General features: G+C 55.3%; 18 protein-coding genes. 5 read left to right on the top strand and 13 right to left on the bottom strand.

Annotated elements, in window-relative coordinates:
- The first annotated feature begins 36 nt into the window (after positions 1-36).
- Together EDD67_RS01835 and EDD67_RS01840 are read left to right on the top strand one after the other, a co-directional pair.
- Entirely contained in the window at positions 37-504 is a 468-nt protein-coding gene (locus EDD67_RS01835) for a hypothetical protein (protein ID WP_242005970.1), read from the top strand.
- Entirely contained in the window at positions 505-1,038 is a 534-nt protein-coding gene (locus EDD67_RS01840; RefSeq protein WP_121439468.1) for a permease, read from the top strand.
- Positions 1,039-1,226: 188 nt separating this feature from the next.
- Here EDD67_RS01840 and EDD67_RS01845 read toward each other — a convergent pair whose 3' ends face one another.
- Together EDD67_RS01845 and rpiA are read right to left on the bottom strand one after the other, a co-directional pair.
- The gene (locus tag EDD67_RS01845) at positions 1,227-1,409 is read right to left on the bottom strand and encodes a hypothetical protein (RefSeq protein ID WP_121439469.1); all 183 of its coding nucleotides are present in this window, start codon (positions 1,407-1,409) and stop codon (positions 1,227-1,229) included.
- A 52-nt stretch (positions 1,410-1,461) separates the two neighbouring features.
- Positions 1,462-2,169 carry a ribose-5-phosphate isomerase RpiA gene (gene rpiA / locus EDD67_RS01850; protein ID WP_121439470.1) on the bottom strand — a complete coding sequence of 236 codons (708 nt, stop codon included), beginning with the start codon at positions 2,167-2,169 and terminating at the stop codon, positions 1,462-1,464.
- Between the two features lie 425 nt (positions 2,170-2,594).
- On the opposite strand from rpiA, the gene EDD67_RS01855 reads away from it, so the two are divergent.
- The gene (locus EDD67_RS01855; protein WP_158638186.1) at positions 2,595-3,581 is read left to right on the top strand and encodes a nuclease-related domain-containing protein; all 987 of its coding nucleotides are present in this window, start codon (positions 2,595-2,597) and stop codon (positions 3,579-3,581) included.
- A 337-nt stretch (positions 3,582-3,918) separates the two neighbouring features.
- Here the strand turns inward: EDD67_RS01855 and EDD67_RS01860 are convergent, their stop codons facing one another.
- The 4 genes from EDD67_RS01860 to EDD67_RS13770 all read right to left on the bottom strand — a co-directional run bounded on the left by EDD67_RS01860 (position 3,919) and on the right by EDD67_RS13770 (position 7,178).
- Complete coding sequence (locus EDD67_RS01860; RefSeq protein ID WP_242005961.1) at positions 3,919-6,063, bottom strand: glycoside hydrolase family 3 protein; 2,145 nt, start codon at positions 6,061-6,063, stop codon at positions 3,919-3,921.
- 210 nt (positions 6,064-6,273) lie between these two features.
- The gene (locus tag EDD67_RS01865) at positions 6,274-6,624 is read right to left on the bottom strand and encodes a hypothetical protein (protein WP_121439472.1); all 351 of its coding nucleotides are present in this window, start codon (positions 6,622-6,624) and stop codon (positions 6,274-6,276) included.
- Positions 6,625-6,842: 218 nt separating this feature from the next.
- Positions 6,843-6,986 carry a hypothetical protein gene (locus tag EDD67_RS13765; protein WP_162843772.1) on the bottom strand — a complete coding sequence of 48 codons (144 nt, stop codon included), beginning with the start codon at positions 6,984-6,986 and terminating at the stop codon, positions 6,843-6,845.
- 48 nt (positions 6,987-7,034) lie between these two features.
- Complete coding sequence (locus EDD67_RS13770; protein ID WP_162843773.1) at positions 7,035-7,178, bottom strand: hypothetical protein; 144 nt, start codon at positions 7,176-7,178, stop codon at positions 7,035-7,037.
- Positions 7,179-7,455: 277 nt separating this feature from the next.
- Between EDD67_RS13770 and EDD67_RS01870 the strand changes: the two genes are divergently transcribed.
- A complete protein-coding gene (locus EDD67_RS01870; RefSeq protein ID WP_093071919.1) occupies positions 7,456-7,791 on the top strand; it encodes a helix-turn-helix domain-containing protein in 336 nt (111 codons plus the stop codon).
- Between the two features lie 98 nt (positions 7,792-7,889).
- A complete protein-coding gene (locus EDD67_RS01875) occupies positions 7,890-8,081 on the top strand; it encodes a hypothetical protein (RefSeq protein ID WP_093071920.1) in 192 nt (63 codons plus the stop codon).
- A gap of 404 nt (positions 8,082-8,485) precedes the next feature.
- Here EDD67_RS01875 and EDD67_RS01880 read toward each other — a convergent pair whose 3' ends face one another.
- From EDD67_RS01880 to EDD67_RS01910, 7 genes are all read right to left on the bottom strand, one after another.
- Complete coding sequence (locus EDD67_RS01880) at positions 8,486-9,787, bottom strand: CapA family protein (protein ID WP_121439474.1); 1,302 nt, start codon at positions 9,785-9,787, stop codon at positions 8,486-8,488.
- Positions 9,788-9,838: 51 nt separating this feature from the next.
- Positions 9,839-10,588 carry an oxygen-insensitive NADPH nitroreductase gene (nfsA, locus tag EDD67_RS01885; protein WP_121439475.1) on the bottom strand — a complete coding sequence of 250 codons (750 nt, stop codon included), beginning with the start codon at positions 10,586-10,588 and terminating at the stop codon, positions 9,839-9,841.
- Complete coding sequence (gene allB / locus EDD67_RS01890) at positions 10,578-11,996, bottom strand: allantoinase AllB (protein ID WP_121439476.1); 1,419 nt, start codon at positions 11,994-11,996, stop codon at positions 10,578-10,580. Before allB ends, nfsA begins: the two co-directional genes overlap by 11 nt.
- Positions 11,975-12,931: a dihydroorotate dehydrogenase gene (locus tag EDD67_RS01895; protein WP_199739586.1), complete on the bottom strand. Its 957-nt coding sequence runs from the start codon at positions 12,929-12,931 to the stop codon at positions 11,975-11,977. The genes allB and EDD67_RS01895 overlap by 22 nt, the downstream gene beginning before the upstream one ends.
- A complete protein-coding gene (locus EDD67_RS01900; protein ID WP_121439477.1) occupies positions 12,928-13,713 on the bottom strand; it encodes a dihydroorotate dehydrogenase electron transfer subunit in 786 nt (261 codons plus the stop codon). Before EDD67_RS01900 ends, EDD67_RS01895 begins: the two co-directional genes overlap by 4 nt.
- On the bottom strand, positions 13,713-14,972 hold the full coding sequence (locus EDD67_RS01905) for a Zn-dependent hydrolase (RefSeq protein WP_158638187.1): 1,260 nt from the start codon (positions 14,970-14,972) through the stop codon (positions 13,713-13,715). Before EDD67_RS01905 ends, EDD67_RS01900 begins: the two co-directional genes overlap by 1 nt.
- 115 nt (positions 14,973-15,087) lie before the next feature.
- A complete protein-coding gene (locus tag EDD67_RS01910) occupies positions 15,088-16,692 on the bottom strand; it encodes a PucR family transcriptional regulator (RefSeq protein WP_121439479.1) in 1,605 nt (534 codons plus the stop codon).
- Positions 16,693-16,734: the final 42 nt, after the last annotated feature.

A 16,734-nucleotide genomic window follows, 5' to 3' on the forward strand; every position in this document is an offset into this window, starting at 1 on the left:
GAGGTTTTTCCGAAAGGGGTGTTGGTTGTGATTGGTGTGGTGTTGTATTCGCTGGCGGCGCTGCTGCTTGCGGTCTCGGTTGTGCGCGACCGGGGCAAGACGGCGGCGGCGGTGAAAAAGGCGGGGATGATTTTTTGGAATTTATTGCCGGAGATTTTGGCGATTATGCTGTTTGTCGGCTTGTCGCTTGCGGTGCTGACGCCGGATGTGATTTCGGCTTTGATCGGTGAGGAATCGGGGGTCTTCGGTGTGCTCGCGGCGACGGTCGTCGGGGCGTTTGCGCTGATTCCAAGTTTCATCGTCTTTCCGTTAGGGGGCACGCTGATTGATGCGGGTGCGGGTTATCCGCAAGTGGCGGCGTTTGTTGCGAGTTTGATGAGTATCGGGCTGGCGTCGCTGCCGATGGAGAGCAAGGTGTTCGGCCGGCAGTTCGCGGTGAAGCGGAATTTGTATGCGGCGGCGTTTGCGCTCTTATTCGCCGCGGTGATTTGGGGGGTGTTTTAAATGCAGGGTTTGGTAAAACGCTACCGCTGGTTTGCTGTGATGCTGCTCGCGCTCGCTGTGCTGACGGCGGTGTCGCCGGCGCTCGGTGCGGATGCGGTCGCGATTACGGGCAACACGCTCGTCGATATGCTGATGCTTTTGCCGCCGATTCTCGTCTTTGTCGGCTTGCTTGACGTCTGGGTTCCGAAAGAGACGATGATCAAATATATGGGCGCGGGCTCCGGCGTTTTGGGCGTTGTGATTGCGTTTTTGCTCGGGGCGATCTCGGCCGGGCCGCTGTATTTGGCGTTTCCGATCGCGGCGATGCTCATTAAAAAAGGCGCGCTCATCCGCCACGTCGTCTTCTTTTTAGGTGTCTGGACGGTCGCGAAACTGCCGGTTTTGATTTACGAGCTCGCTGCGCTCGGCGCGCTGTTCACGGCGATTCACGTCGGCTTCGGACTCATCTTCTTTTACGTGCTCGGCCTTTGGTTCGAACGGCAGTTTGATGAAAAAACGCTGTTGAAGTACGATATAACAGCAGAAAGCGCCTGACCGGAGAAGGTCGGGCGCTTTCAAGGTGTAGACAAAATATTATTTTGACGCAAGCCACGCAACCACTACCCTCCGCTTGCCCCGGGCAAGGACTCAGCTAGTATTCGGCGGTCTAAGACCGCCGAATCCGGATCTTCGTCTCTTGCTTTCCCGGAGGCGTCGGAGGAGTGGATGCGTGGCTTCCTTTATTATGAAAACACTTGATTCAAAGAAGGAGGATGACCCAGCATCCCGGCTTTCTCCTGCGGGATAGCGAGACAGACGAGACCCTGCAGGGCATCAGGCCGAAGCGGCTCGACGCTCGCCCGCGGAAAGAAGCCGGACGATGCGTCATCATCCGTTCCTTTTAATAGGACATCGATCGATGTCATGACTTTGTCAACACTCTGAAAGCGCCTGACCGGAGAGGGTCAGGCGCTTTTTTTATCGCGGGCGCGCGGCGGTCTCTGTTTGGACGCCGGCGGATGTGCCGATAATGAGCGTGTCGATCCGGTTAATAAACAGCCCGGTTTCGACGACGCCGAGCGTTTGTTGCAGCTTCTCGTCGAGCTTTGCCGGGTCCTTAATCGGTTCGGTGAACGCGCAATCGAGAATGTAGTTGCCGTTATCGGTCACGTACGGTACGCTGCCGGAATCGACATCGGTATCGTTATAGCGCAGCCGGGCGGTCGAGCCGAGCGCTTCGATCAGCGCCGCGGTGTACTTCGGCGCGTAGGGAACGATTTCGATCGGGAGCGGATACGCGCCGAGCTCGCTGACGCGTTTCGTTTCGTCAATGATCGTGATCCGGTGTTTTGCCGCGTCGTTGACGAATTTTTCTCGTAACAGCGCGCCGCCGCCCCCTTTCGTCATCTGATAGGCCGCGTCGACTTCATCGGCGCCGTCAACGGAGATGTCGAGCTCGTCGAACTCGTCAAACGGCGCGGTCGCGATTCCGGCTTCCGCTGCCCAGGCAGCTGTCTGTTCGGACGAGGCGGCCGCCTTGATCGTCTGTCGCACCGCATCGTTTTCTGCGAGCGCTTCGATAAAGTAATACACCGTGCTCCCCGAACCGAGGCCGACGGTCATCCCTTCTGTTACGTACGCCGCGGCTTTTCTCGCCGCGGCCTGCTTGTGCGTGTCTTGATTCATCGTCATTCCTCCTCTGATGCAGGCCTATTCCCGAAAACGCGCGGGCAAAAACCGTCCGCTGACGGTTTTTATCGTTACGAAAAGGGCTGAACGCTTCAATAGTGGGGTTGATCGCTTCGATATTCATTGAGATAGCCTCAATAATAAGAGCGAACGCTTCGATACGAAGGCATAAGGCGTCAATAATTGCGTTTTAGGCTTCAATATAGTGTTTACCTGCACCCAAAAGCCAGAATCTTCCTCGTAAATGCGGAACAACAGTCCTTCTATTCGAGGAAATGTATCATTAATGCGGGACATATCGTCTGCATGCAGTGCTTTTTCCATTGTTCGCCGCGCGCGCTTACATTTTGTCACAAAATTGGCATTTATAATGGTCGTTTTTACTGCAATAAAGCTTAGTATAAAAGATGGAGGTGGCCATCATGATCAGGCTGGATTTTTATGAGCCGGCGGTAAACCGGTTTTTACATAGTATGACGCAGCGAATGCCGGCGTCGCACCCGCGCTATTCGGCGTTGGCTGATGAGTACGGCCGCCGTGCGTCGGGGTTTCGCGGTGAGCGGTCGCTCGCGTATGAGCTCCGTTATTTTCGCGAGGATGAATGTGTGATGCTGCACGGATTAGCGCTTGAGCTGCGCGGGATGCGGTTTCAAATTGATACGCTTTTGCTTCACCCGAAATTTACCGCGGTGATCGAGGTGAAGAACTGGGCCGGGGCGCTGCGAATCGGCGGTGCGGGTGAAATGGTTCGCGATGCAACGGCGCACGCCGAAGCGCGCGTATTTCCGGACCCTGTCCAGCAAGCGAAAAATCAGCTCCGCCTGCTCGTGGACTGGCTCGAGGAGCGCGGTGTGAAAGTTCGTTCCCCGGAGACGCTCGTCGTTCTCGCTAACTCCCAAGTGACACTTGAGCCGCCCGAACGGATTCCCGCCAATGTCGTTTGCCGGCCGGCGATGCTTGAACGCCTGCTCGAATGGCGCCGCCGCGCTTGCCCGGCGCCGGCAACAATTACTGAACTGAAAGCCGCGGCCGACCTGCTCGCCGAGGCGAACACTCCCCGCCTGCCCGCCTCTGGATTCGCACACGACTATCACATCTCCCGCGCAGACATCTCACCCGGCGTCATATGCCCAAACTGCGGCGCCCTCGCAATGAACCGCGGGCGCAAATATTGGCGCTGCCGCCGCTGCTGCCACGTATGCGCCGAAGCGCACCTGTCGGCCCTCACAGACTGGACCCGCGCATTCGGCCGCCGCATCACCGCCCGCGAAGCCCGCGATTTTCTAACACTTTCTGCAACCCAGCAAGCGAGACGACTTTTACATCGATCCGGCGCTGAAAAAATCGGGGCGGACCGTCAGACGCATTACGATCTCCTCGCTTCGGAAGCGATCCGTCTGTTGCTCTAGGACGGTTAATGTCTGCCAGAACGGAAGCTTCTGTATTAATAAAATCAAAATTCAGACCAGCAGCTTCTTTTTTTAAGCTGCTGGTCTTATCCGTGCTGACGCAATAAGCAAAAAACCGTCTGCCGACGGTTTTTATCGTTGCGAAAAGGGCTGAACGCTTCAATAATGGGATTGATCGCTTCGATATTTTGGAGGAGGGCTTCAATAATGAAGTCGATCGCTTCGATATTCAGGGAAATGGCGTCAATAATTAAGTTTTAGGCTTCAATATAGTGTTAACTCCCTCGGCTTAGAACGAAAAAAGAGGCCCGCGGGCCTCTTTTTACCGAACAAATCTTTAATCGTATTGTAGGCCGTGGCCGAAGTCATAGAGCGGGTTGCCGTCTGCGTCCGGAATTGTGACCGGCAGCGTGCCGCTCGGTTCGTTCGCGCCGAACAGTGTGTCGGCTGCGGCGGTGAAGCTGACGTTTTGGAAGCTGTACTGCGCAACGTAGGCATCGACCGCGTCGTCGTAGCCGGAAACGTCATACGGGTTGCGGATGCCGATGCCGATGACGTCGCCGTCGGTCGCGTCAGCCAAGTCGCGGACGAGCGCCATTTGCGGTGCAGTTTCAGCGCGCTGGCCGGCGTTGAACGTCGTTGTACCGACGATAACGCGGTCGGCTTCTTCGATCGTCGTCCACTCGCTGTCGCTGATCTCATCAGCCGAACCGGCATCAATGTGTTCAGCGTCCGGCGCGTGTTCGCGGACAGCGTCGGCGAGTGTGCTGCTGTAAGAACCGCCGACAACGGCAATCTCTTCATTGGCGTCAGCATCAAGAGGAAGCGCGTCGTCGTTTTTCACCACCGTTGTCGCTTGGTCGGCGACACTGCGTTCGAGCGCTTGATGTTCGTCCGATTCAATCACATCTTCCGCGTTGGCGATTTTTTCCTCAACTGGCGCAGGGTCTTCTTCTTTAATAATACCGCGGCGAATCTTCAGCGAGAGAATCCGTTCGGCCGACGCGTCGATGCGGCTTTCGCTGATATCGCCTTGCTCTACTGCGTCATAGAGCGCTTCGGCAGCGCCCGGCAAGTCTTCCGGCATGAGCGCGATGTCGGTCCCGGCTTCAACCGCGCGTACAACCGCATCCACCGGATCGAAGTGGTCGCTGATCGCTTGCATGTTCAGCGCGTCGGTGACGACGACGCCGTCATAGCCGAGCTCCTCGCGCATCAGTCCGGTGAGCGCTTCTTCCGACAGCGTGGCCGGCAGGGCGATTTCTTCGCCGGTTTTTTCGGAAATAACCGTCGTGTCGTCAATTTCCGGGAAGGTAACGTGCGCGGTCATAATCACGTCAATCCCTTCGTCAATCGCCTCTTGAAACGGCGCGAGTTCCACCTCGCGCAGGCGGTCGATATCATGCGGAACTTCCGGAAGACCTAAGTGCGAGTCGACATCGGTATCGCCGTGGCCCGGGAAGTGTTTCGCTGTTGCGGATACACCGGTGCTCTGCAAACCGGCGGTATAAGCCGCGCCGTGGTCGCCGACAAGCGACGGTTCTTCACCGAACGAACGTACGCCGATCACCGGATTGTCGGCGTTATTATTCACGTCAACGACGGGCGCGAAGTTCATGTTCAGCCCGAGCGAATTCAACTCGTTGCCGATCGCTTCGCCGACTTGATAGGTTAACTCCACGTCATCGGCTGCGCCGAGCGCCATATTTCCCGGGAAATCTGTTCCTTCATTCAGGCGCGTGACGATCCCGCCTTCCTGATCAATCGAAGTGAGCAAGCCGAATTTTTCCGCCGCTTCCTGGTATTCATGCATCAAAGCAGCCGTTTGCTCGGTCGACTGGGTATTTTCGGCAAATAAAATCACGCCGCCGAGATGATACTCTTCAATCTGCGCTTCGATTTCCGGGAGCATTTCCGTCACGTTCTTGCCGTCCCAATTGCGGTAATCCGGCATCAGCATCTGGCCGACTTTTTCTTCGACCGTTAAGTTCTCAAGTGCGTGGCCGACCATATCGTAACGCTCGCCGGATTCTTCACTGACCGTCAGCTCGGTATCCGGCGGTCCGCCGCCTTGATTGCCGCCGCTGTTATCCGGTCGGGCATCAATCGCGATCCGGTCTTCATGCTCGCCGTCGGTCACGCTGATAAACGTGCGCCCCGGCTGGCCTGTCGCTGTGACCGTCCCGTCATCCTCAACTTCGGCGACGTTCGTATTCGACGATTCCCACGTCAGACCGTCGTCCGCTGCCGCTGTAAAGTAACCGTCGCCGTAAACATTTAAAGCATTCAACGTTAATCCATCCGCGTCAACTTCTGCACTCGCTTCCGGGACATTCTCCAACAAAATCACATCGTCCAGATTGCCGCCTGCTCCGTCTTCCGCCTGCACCGGACTGAATCCGCCCGCTGAATACGGCACGGCCAGCGTCGCCGCAAGCGCGGTCAAGCCGATCCGTCTCATCTGTCTGTTTGTTGCTGTCATCTTCATCCCTCCTGGAAAAATTCGATGTTAAACGCTTTGTTCTGTTGGCCGGTCACCTCTTTCCGCGTCCAATCTCAACCACATTGTAACGGCTTTCAATCTAGAGGTCTATACCACAAAAGATTTATTCGTAGTTGTTTGATCTAGGTCTTTTCTTGAAAACGAAAAAAAGAGGCCCGCGGGCCTCTTTTTCATGCAACGACTTTTAACTTAGTAGTCGTTGTTATTTTCGTCTTCGTCTTCATCCATGTCGTTGTCCATGTCGTCGTTCATGTCGTCGTTCATGTCGTTCTCTTCGTCGTCCATGTCATCGTTCATGTCATTGTTCATCTCGTTGTTTTCTTCTTCCATGTTAAGATCGTTGTTCTCATCTTCCATGTCGTTGTTCATGTCGTCGTTCATGTTGTTTTCTTCATTTTCCATGTCGAGATCGTTGTTTTCTTCAACGTTGTTGTTCATGCCGTCGTTTTCGATGTTTGTTTCTTCTGCATCACCGCACGCTGCGAGCACGCCGAGTGCCATCACGCTTGAAAGTACTGTAAGTCCCATTTTCTTTTTCATTTAAAATTCCTCCTGTAAAATAAGTTCGCGCCTAGGAGCGCGTTTTGTTTAAAACTGGTTTGTTGATTGCTTTTGATCAACTGTTAATATCATAACCCGGCATACGCTGGTTTACAATAATATCCACGGATTTTATGCAGTATTTCACAGTTTCACATAATAATGACTTAAAAGAAAAATCCCTCCGGCTAAGAGCCGAAGGGAACAAAGGTCAACGCTTATAAGTCGTTGTCTTCCATGTTGTTTTCCATACCATCGTTCATACCGTCGTTCAATTCTTCGTTATCCACTTCGCCGCAGGCGCCGAGAAAGCCGACCGCGAGCACACTCGATAATACTGTAAGCATCATTTTCTTTTTCATTTTTAAACGCCTCCTCAAATTAATTTAATTAATGATTACACGTTCAACTTACAAGTCGTTGTCTTCCATGTTGTTTTCCATACCATCGTTCATACCGTCGTTCAGCTCTTCGTTATCCACTTCGCCGCACGCTCCGAGAAAGCCGATCGCGAGTACGCTCGACAGGAAAGTTAACATCAGTTTGTTTTTCATCTCCATCCCTCCTCTTTTGTGCTTGCTGATAGATTTATCTGACTCGGTGTTTCTATTTCACTTTTAACATACTTCAAAACCTTTTGTGGCCATTTCCGACAATCTACCACAATCCTCACACAGAATTTCAAAATTTCCTTTTATTGGAATCGGTCTGCGCGGATGTTCACAATTAAAAATGTGCATTTTTTTTCGCTGCTTCCTAGCTGGACTCCGGTTTATATCATGATATACTATATATAGCACAGACGAAACGTTAGGAAAAAGGAGTGGCCTTATGATTGGCGAACGCGTAAAAAAATACCGCAAAGAAGCAGGACTCACGATCACGCAGCTCGCTGAACGGGCCGGTGTTGCAAAATCGTATTTAAGCGCATTGGAACGCAACCTGCAGCAAAACCCGTCGATTGCCTTTTTGGAAAAACTCGCAGCCGAGCTGAACATTAAAGTCGACTATTTAATTAAAGAAAATCCTGATGATGTCACCGATGAAATGGGCGCATCGCTCGATCCGGAATGGGCGAACCTTGTGAAAGAAGCGATGCACTCCGGAGTTTCCAAAGATGAGTTTAAGGACTTTCTTGAGTATAATAAATGGAAGATGAAACAGTAAAACGAGGAACCGCTCACAAAGGAGTTCACCCGCCCGCGGGAAAGCTCCTTTTCTGTTTTACAAAAGCGTGATAATGGAAAATATGGAGGGGATTGACAATGGCTAAAACTGACAACGTTCGCGCTTTTCGCGAGCTGTATGAACTGATTTTATTTTATGCTGAACAGCGCGATCAGCCGGCGCCGGAAGGATTCGACTTTTACGCCGAGCTCCGCCGCTGTTGCGACGAACTGAACCTCGACGCCGACGACCTGATTGACGAATTCGACCTCGATTTTAAGTCTTCGTAATCAACGTTGACATCACACTTTTCAAAAGACCAGCGCTTGGATGAGCCCTCTGCAAACTCGCTTGCCGCGGGCAACGCCTCAGCCTCCTCAGAAGCGAAAACGCTTCTTGTGGGGTCTTCAGCCGTTGCTTTTCCCGCAGGCGTCGAGTTAGCTCCGGTCTCATCCAAGCGTTTTTTTCTTGATGTCATTTTCTTTAGCGAAATTAGCAAGCCGCGCATCCACTCCTCCGACGCCTCCGGGAAAGCAAGAGACGAAGATCCGGATTCGGCGGTCTGAGGCCGCCGAATACTAGCTGAGTCCTTGCCCGGGGCAAGCGGAGGTACGTGGCTGCGCGGCTTGCGTCATTATAATCGTCCGTCAACACAATAACGCGCGGCCGGATTCCGGCTGCGCGTTTTTTGCGGTCAGAGCAGAACCTCGCCGGTGCCGTCGGCGTGGACGGTGATCTCGGTGCCAAACGGCGCGGACAGCTCCTTGAGTTTTTCGACCGGCCCCGCGTCATGCGTCCGCTTCGGCCATCCGCGCTGTGAGCGCGGTTCGCCGTAGCCGAGCGCGATCGGGTAGAGGCGGATCGCCGTGACGGCGCCGGCGGTCATTTCCCACACCGGGATCACCGACTCCCATACGTCCGGGTTGTAAGCAAGGCCTTTGCCGCCGGTACTCCTCGCGTCAAACGCGGCAGAAACCGGCGTATCAACCGGCAGCCCGTACTGCTGGAAAAAATCCGCCGGCAAGTCCGGGACCGTCTCGTTTTGAAAAATAAAATTGCCGAGGCTGTAAAAGATCGGTTTGCCGGCGTACAGTTCGATCCCGCGCAAAATGTGCGGACCGTGGCCGATAACGGCATCAGCGCCGGCATCGATCACGGCGCGGGCGGCTTCTGTGAAAAAGTCGGCCGGCGCCGCTTTGTCTTCGCCGGCCATTTCGTGCGAGTGAATGCTTACGAGCACCGCATCCGCTTCGCCTTTCGCCCCGGCGACGAGCTTCTCCAGCCGCTCGCGGTCTTCAGGCAGGACGCGGCGGGCCGTGCCGGGGGTCTTTGCCGCTTCGAAGACGGCATCGCCGATGTAAATGCGTTCGCCCGGCCCGTCATCAGCGGCGATGAACCCTTCTTTTTTCAGCAGGTTGCGATCGGCGTTAATGTCGGTTTCGGCTGCGGCGTTGGCGAGATGCTCGGCGGTTTCCGGTGTGACGCGATGGACGGTTTGATAACGGAGCGGATGGACGCCGGGGCGCCCGGGCACCGTGGCGGTCGGATCGCCGGCGCGCCAGGACGGGTGAAAGGTCGAGGTGCAGGCGATCAGCGCGGTGCGTCCGCCGGCGCTTTCGTGAAAGACCGGGGCAGCGGCAGCGCGCAAATTTTCGCCGGCGCCGGTGTAGCGGATGGCGCGCGCCTTCATGTGGCGCTCGGTCGCGGCGAGGCCCGCGATTGAATAATCGAGGGTGTGATTCGTCGCGGCGTTAAACAAGTTAAAGCCGTAGCTCGTTAAATCGTCGAGCACGCCGGGTTCGCTCATCGCCCACGTCCCCCCGCTGTAGGCGGACGGTATGCCTTCGCGGTCGTGCACGGTCGTCTCAAGGTTGGCAAAACGGACGTCGGCGGTATTTAACAGCCGGGCGATTTCACGGACGCGCGGGTCTTTGTCCGGCAGACGCCGGGTGATAAAACAGTCGCCCGCGGCCGCGAAAGTGATGCGCTTGTCCATACGGCTCCTCCTTTGAGCGCAAGCCGCCGTAACACGTCGGCTTGCAGCGATTTATTTCAGGGCAAATCCTTGTTCCGTTAAAAAGGTTGTCACTTCCGGGCGGCGTACTTTCGCAAAATAATCGCTCATTTGCTTTGACCAGCTGATCTCTTTTTGGTTCGCGCTTCGCGTCTGATAATAATGCGCCATTTCTTCGTCGTAGTTTTTCCGCCCGTCAATAAACGGTTTTTCGCAATATGTGTTCGTATGCAAAATCATCTCGAGCGGCAGGCGCGGTTTTTGTTCCGGCACTTCAGCCGCATAACCGAGGCACAGACCCATGACGGGAAACGTGTAGCGCGGCAAGTCAAGGCAGTCGCGCACGTCGCGGGGATGATTGCGTATGCCGCCGATCATCACGCCGCCGAGGCCGAAGCTTTCTGCGGCCGTCAGCGCGTTTTGCGCCGCAAGTGCGGCGTCGACTGTGCCGACGAGGACATTTTCCGTTTCGTCGATCTGAAAATCGCTGTCTTCTTCAATGCAGACGTGCTCGTGCTTCCAAAAGTCGGCGACGAACACGAGGAAAACCGGCGCTTCGTTAACGTACTGCTGTCCGCCGGCGACGCGTGCGAGCGTTGCGCGTTTGTCCGGATCGGTGACATGGACGATGCTGTACGCCTGGACGTGATGCGAACTCGGCGCCCGCTGCGCGGCGAAAATTATTTCTCGAAACGTCGCGTCATCGACCGGCTGATCGGTAAACTGGCGGATCGAACGGTGATTTTTCATCAGCTGAACGGTTTGAGGTAATTCATGTGCCATAAATCTTTGCTCCTTTGTTTCCCGGCGTCACAAGCTCTCCTGTGCCGGTTTCTTTCAGTTCTCCGTCTTGCATAACGGTGTTGCCGCGGACGATCGTCATGACCGGCCAGCCTTTGACGTGAAACCCGTCGTAGGCGGTCACCTTGCTTTTGCTGTGCAAGTTTTTCCGCTGGATCGGCGCTTCTTTCAGCATATCGACGATCGTTATATCGGCATCTGTCCCCGGGACGAGCGTTCCTTTCCGGTCTTCAAAGCCGAACAGGCGCGCCGGATTTTCCGCCAGCAGCCGGGCGACATCGTTTAAGGATATCTTCCCTTCGCTCGCCGCATTTAACACGAGCGGCGCGAGCGTTTCCACCCCGCACATGCCGGCGGGAATTTCCCAGAGGCTCCCGTCTTTTTCCTCTTCGGTGTGCGGCGCGTGATCGGAACAAATGTGCGAAATCGTCCCGTCCGCGACGTGCTGCCAAATCTCTTCACGGTCCGCCGCTGTTTTCACCGGCGGATACACTTTCATTTTCGCTCCGATCGTGTCATAATCTTCCGCCGCTAAAAATAAATAGTGCGGACACGTTTCCACCGTGACCGGAAGCCCTTCCTGTTGGGCGGCGCGGATCCGTTTCAGCGATTCGCCGGCGCTGACGTGCAAAATGTGCAAGCGCACGCCCGTCGCGCGGGCCATATCAATTCCCGCCTGCACGGTCAGCACTTCGGCGAGCTGCGGACGGCCCGCGATGAGATCGTCGTACGTCGTGCCGCCGCGCGCCTCGACCTCGCCGGTCAGCGTTTGGATCAAATCGTTGTTTTCCGCATGAACGGCAAAGACCCGGCCGGTGTCGGCGACGTTTTGCATCATTTTGTACACTTCGCCGTCATGAAACGGCGGAATCACCTTTTCCATCCCGGGCTTGTAGTTGTACATCAGCTGATACGTCTCTTCGTGCACCGCGTAGCCCCAAAAAAACTTAAACGCCGCGACGCCTTTATCATCGAGCGGAGCGATATCCGTTTCATTTAAATGGCCGAGGCAAATGCCCCAGAGCGCAAAATCAACCGACGCCTGCGCCTCAAGATGCGCGTGCTGGCGCTCGAAATTCGCCGCGTTGTTGACGGGCGGATTCGTATTCGGCATTTCAAACACCGTCGTAATGCCCCCGGCAGCCGCCGCCTGTGTCGAGTGGGTGAAATCTTCTTTATACGTCGGTCCGGGATCGCGCGAATGAATGTGCGTGTCGATAAAACCGGGGAAGACAAACTTCCCCGTCGCATCGACGTCTTCGTCAATCTCGCCGGCAAGTTCTTCCGTTGTCACCGCAGCAATTTTCCCGTCGCTCACGTAAATATCCGCTAAAAACGTATCCTTCGCAGTCACGACCGTGCCGTTTTTTATCCGCTTTTGCCATGCCATAATACCCCGCCTTCCTGCGGCTTCATCTTCACGCCGCCGATCAGTTCATGAATATCGTTCACTCCGTGCCGCGTCATGTAATCGCGGATTTCTTCCGTAATATCAGTCAGAGCGGTCGGGTTGAGAAAACTCGCGGTGCCGACTTGCACGCACGTTGCGCCGGCGAGGATCATTTCGATCGCGTCGCGCCCGTTCATCACGCCGCCGCAGCCGATAATCGGAATCGTCGTCACTTGCGCAGTTTGGTAAACCATCCGGACGATAATCGGTTTTACTGCCGGGCCGGACAGCCCGCCCATATTGTTGCCGATCAGCGGTTCGCGCGTTTCCGGGTCGATCGCCATCGCGAGAAACGTATTCGCGACGGTCAATCCGTCGGCGCCGGCGTTTTCTGCCGCGCGGGCGATTTCTTGGATGCTCGTCACGTTCGGCGTCAGTTTCGCGATCAGCGGAATGTCTGTCACCGCGCGGGCGCGGGAAATCAGTTCGTACGTTACATCTTTATCCATCCCGAATGCGAGCCCGTTCGCTTTTAAGTTCGGGCAGGAAATGTTTAATTCGAGCGCGTCGATTTCGGGCTGCGCCGCGAGTTTCTCGGTCATTTCGATAAATTCGTCAATATCCTCCGCGGAGATGCTTGCGATCAGCGGCGTCTCGTAGCGGGCGAACTGCGGAATGATTTTTTCAATAAAAACGTCAACACCCTTCGACTGAATGCCGATTGAATTGATCATCCCGCCGTACGTTTCACAAACGCGCGGCGTCGAGTTGCCCGGCTGCGGTTTTTTCGTGATGCTTTTCGGGACGAGCGCGCCGATCTGGTTAAAATCAACAGCCGCTTCCATTTCCGGGCCGAACGCGCCCGATGCCGGCATTACCGGTGTTTTCAGCGTCAGCGAACCGATCGATACGGCCATTCCGTCTGCGTTTGTCATGAAATCACTACCTTTTCCAACGGGAAGACCGGCCCTTCATAACAAACGCGGACCGATTGTTCTTCGCCGTTTTCAATAATTGGCGAGACACAAGAAAAACAGGCGCCCATTGCACAGCCCATTTGTTCTTCAAGGGCAATTTCGCCGGATAATCCGTACTCGTCGAGCAGCCGCTGGTTTAAGCGCGACAGCCGGCGCGAACCGCAGGTATACAGCTGTTCGACGCCGTTTTCCTCGATCAGCCGGCGCATCATCCGTTCCACGTCGGCGACATCGCTCGTGCCGTCTTCTTCAGTCACTTTGTAGACAGTCACGCCGAGTTCGGTGAGCATCTCGGCGGATAATAAATCGTCGCGGGAACGGGCGCTCAATATCGCCGTGCAGCCGACACCTTTTTCGGCCGCATCTTGCGCGAGGGCAGCGAGTGTCGCCACACCGACACCGCGGGCGGTTAAGAGAATTTCGTTGGTCTCAGCCGAGAGGTTGAAGCCGTGGCCGAGCGGGCCGAGCAGATCGGCCGTTTCGCCCGGTTTCATTTTTGTCATTTCGATTGTGCCCATCCCTTTGACGAGATAGAGAAATTCGAGGGTGTCATTGTCTTCGTTGATGCGATAAATGCTGAGCGGCCGGCGTAAAAACGGGCTCAACTCCGCCGTTGTGCGAATGTGGAAAAATTGCCCCGGGTCAATCGTTTCTTCGATTTCTGTCATATCGAGCGTCATGTGCCAGTAACGGGATGAAATTTGCACGTTCGACAAAATCGGCAAATGATGCTGTTTCATCAGGACGATACCTCCTTTTCCGGCTGAACGGCCGTATTCGCCCATGCGATCACGGTCCGCTCCAAGACGTTGACGCCGTCAAGAAATTCGTGCATCGGCGTGTATTCCTCCGGGTGGTGGCTGAGGCCGTCCGTTGACGGCACAAAAATGAGCGCGGAAGGCCAGCGTTTCGCCATATTCATCACGTCGTGTCCGGCGCCGCTCATCATCACGCGGCCGGGGATTCGCAGCTGGCCGCACGCATCGGCGAGCGAGCGCTGCAAGTCGGTATTCAGCGCCGTCGGCTCTTCTTCCGCGAGCGTTTCAACCGCGGCTTGTAAACCGCGCTTGTCGGCAAGCTGCTTCGTATAGGCGCGGACGCTTTCGGCAATCCGGCCGCGCGAAGCGGTGTTGGTGCCGCGGATATCAATATCAAGCACCGTTTTTCCCGGCACGGTGTTCATCGCTCCCGGTTTAATGTCGATTTTCCCGACCGTTGCAACCGAGCGAAAGCGTTTCTCGTCGCGCGCCGCTTCTTCAATGAACAGCACGAGTTCCGAGGCGCCGGCAAGCGCGTCGCGGCGCATATCCATCGGCGTCGTCCCCGAATGAGACGCTTTTCCTTCGAGCGTGACGCGCAGCCGCTCCGGTGCCGCGATCGCGTCGACTAAGCCGACCGCTTCACAGTGCTCTTCCAGCACGGAGCCTTGCTCAATGTGCAGTTCAAAAAAAGCTTTCAGTTCTTCCGGCAGGCGGGCGGCTTTGTGCAAGCGCTCGAACGCGTAGCCGGCGTCTGTTACCGCGCTTTCAAACGTGATTCCGTCGCGGTCGGTCAAAGCGGCGAGATGCTCAGGAAGCGCTGCGCCGGCCATCAGCTTGCTTCCGATCGTCGCCATGCCGAAGCGCGACGATTCCTCCGCGCGGAAAACAATCAATTCGAGCGGCGCTTCTGTCGTTTCATTGCGCTCATTTAAGCGCCTGATAACCTCCAGCCCGGCGATCACGCCGAGCGTGCCGTCATAGCGGCCGCCGTCATAAACGGTATCGACGTGTGAGCCGAACGCGACAGCTGCTCCTGCTTGCCGGCCTTCGCGCCGGCAAATCAAGTTGCCGGCAGCGTCTTCGCGGCACGTCAGCCCTTCTTGTTCGCACCATTTGCGGATGAGCTCGATCGCCGCCGTTTCCTTATACGTGTACGCCAACCGCTCGGCACCGCCGCTTTCCAGGGCGCCGATCGCGTTGATTTCCGTCAGCCATTGCGTCAGCCGTTCGATTGCCATGATGTCACTCCCCGTCGTATAAATCAGAAAATTGTCTGTATGAACATTATAATATGAGATAAAGCCGTTTTTCTTTGGCCGATAAGACGAATCCATTGCCGTTTTTTCAGTGCCCTTACCGTGCGTGGCGAATGAAGTAGCTGATTTTCAAGCCGATCTGTAAATTCAGCTTTCCTTCAGACGTCTGGATGTTTTGTCCGGTCAGCGCGCTGACTTTTTGCAGCCGGTACTTCAGCGTATTGACGTGGATGAAAAGCGCGTTCGCCGCCTGTGAGACCGATTCGTTATGCTGAAAATACGCCTCCACGCTCCGGACAAGATCGAGGTTGTGCTTTGCGTCGTAAACGGCTAACAGGCCGATCGTTTCATCGTAAAACTTTTGCAAATCTTCCGTCCTTTCGACATTTGCCAACAGCCGGAAGACGCCGAGTTCGTCGTAGTGGACAAACGACTCGCCGTGCATATCGAGCGTGCGTCCGATCGAGAGCGCGAGTTTCGCTTCATCAAACACCGCTTTTAACCCTTCGATTTCTTGGTCCGCCTTCCGTCCGACGCCGGCGTAAGCGGTCCGGCCGACCATCCGGGAAAACTCACGGATCACTTGCTTTAAGTTGGCAGTAACCGTCTCGTCGCTTCGTTTATCAGTCGGAAACAGCAAGTATAAAATATGATGCATCGTCCCGAGTACCGCTTCCGGTTCAATCGTTTTCAGCTTGTTCTCAAACTGCGCCATATGCTTGGAATAAAGCGAGTCGTTTTCTGCGGCTTGATCAAAATGAATCGCGCAGCAGACGTAGCGTTTTTCCGGAAAAATGTTGTACGAGCGCGCCTGTTCGACAAGCTCAGCGGTATGGACAAATTCGCCGTGCAAAAGCGAGCGGAGAAATTCGCGCTTGTATTGAAATTCGACTTCGTGTTTGACTTTGCGGCGCATAAACTCAAGCGATAAAATCGCCGCCGCCCGTTCGAAAATCGCCAGGTCCGTTTCCTGATGATCGTTCGCGTGATCCCAGCTGGAAATCACCCCGTACAGCGTCCCGTCGAGAATGATCGGAGCGGTAATGCAGCTGACGTCAGCGCCGTCGGCGGTTTGCCGCGCGAGCCGAATCGGCCGGCGCGCGTGCTCGAGTTCTTGCACTTGCCGGTAACTGAGCGGCACGAGCGCCGGCGCGGTCATCACTTCATCCATAAACGAGACGAGCGACTCGATTGCAATTTTATGCTTCGTCAAGTTTTTCAAAACGTCGACAAAGTGGCGCAAACCGGTTTTATTCAGCGAAATTTCGTTTAATAAATGATACGCCGCTTCAATATCTTCTTGCAGCACCGTTTTTTTATCGAAGATTTTGTTCATCACCGGCGAGAGAATGTCGAGATAGCTGATATGCTCGGGAATTTCAATGACCGGAAAACCGTACTTATCCGCTTCTTCCAAAACGACCGCGGGGATTTCGCGAATAAACCGGTTCGGCTTAATCGCGAGCGCCGCGGTTCCTTTTTCGTGCAGGCTGCGGATCAGCCGGCGCTGCGCTTCGAGATCCTCTTTAATCGGATACATGCTCGTTAACAACAGCTCGTTGCCCTTCAGCCAGCGGGTGATATCCGGCACTTCCATAATCGTCACATAGTTCAGTTCGCCGTCGAGCCCGTCCTGGCCGGCGACGACACGGCACTCCTTTAATCCGCCGATTCTAAGCGCGGTTTTAACCGTAATCGACATCCTCTCACTCCCCAGTCATGAATCCTCCAGCGTTGCATCGTA

Source organism: Salisediminibacterium halotolerans (genome assembly GCF_003814815.1).
Lineage (GTDB): Bacteria > Bacillota > Bacilli > Bacillales > Salisediminibacteriaceae > Salisediminibacterium > Salisediminibacterium halotolerans.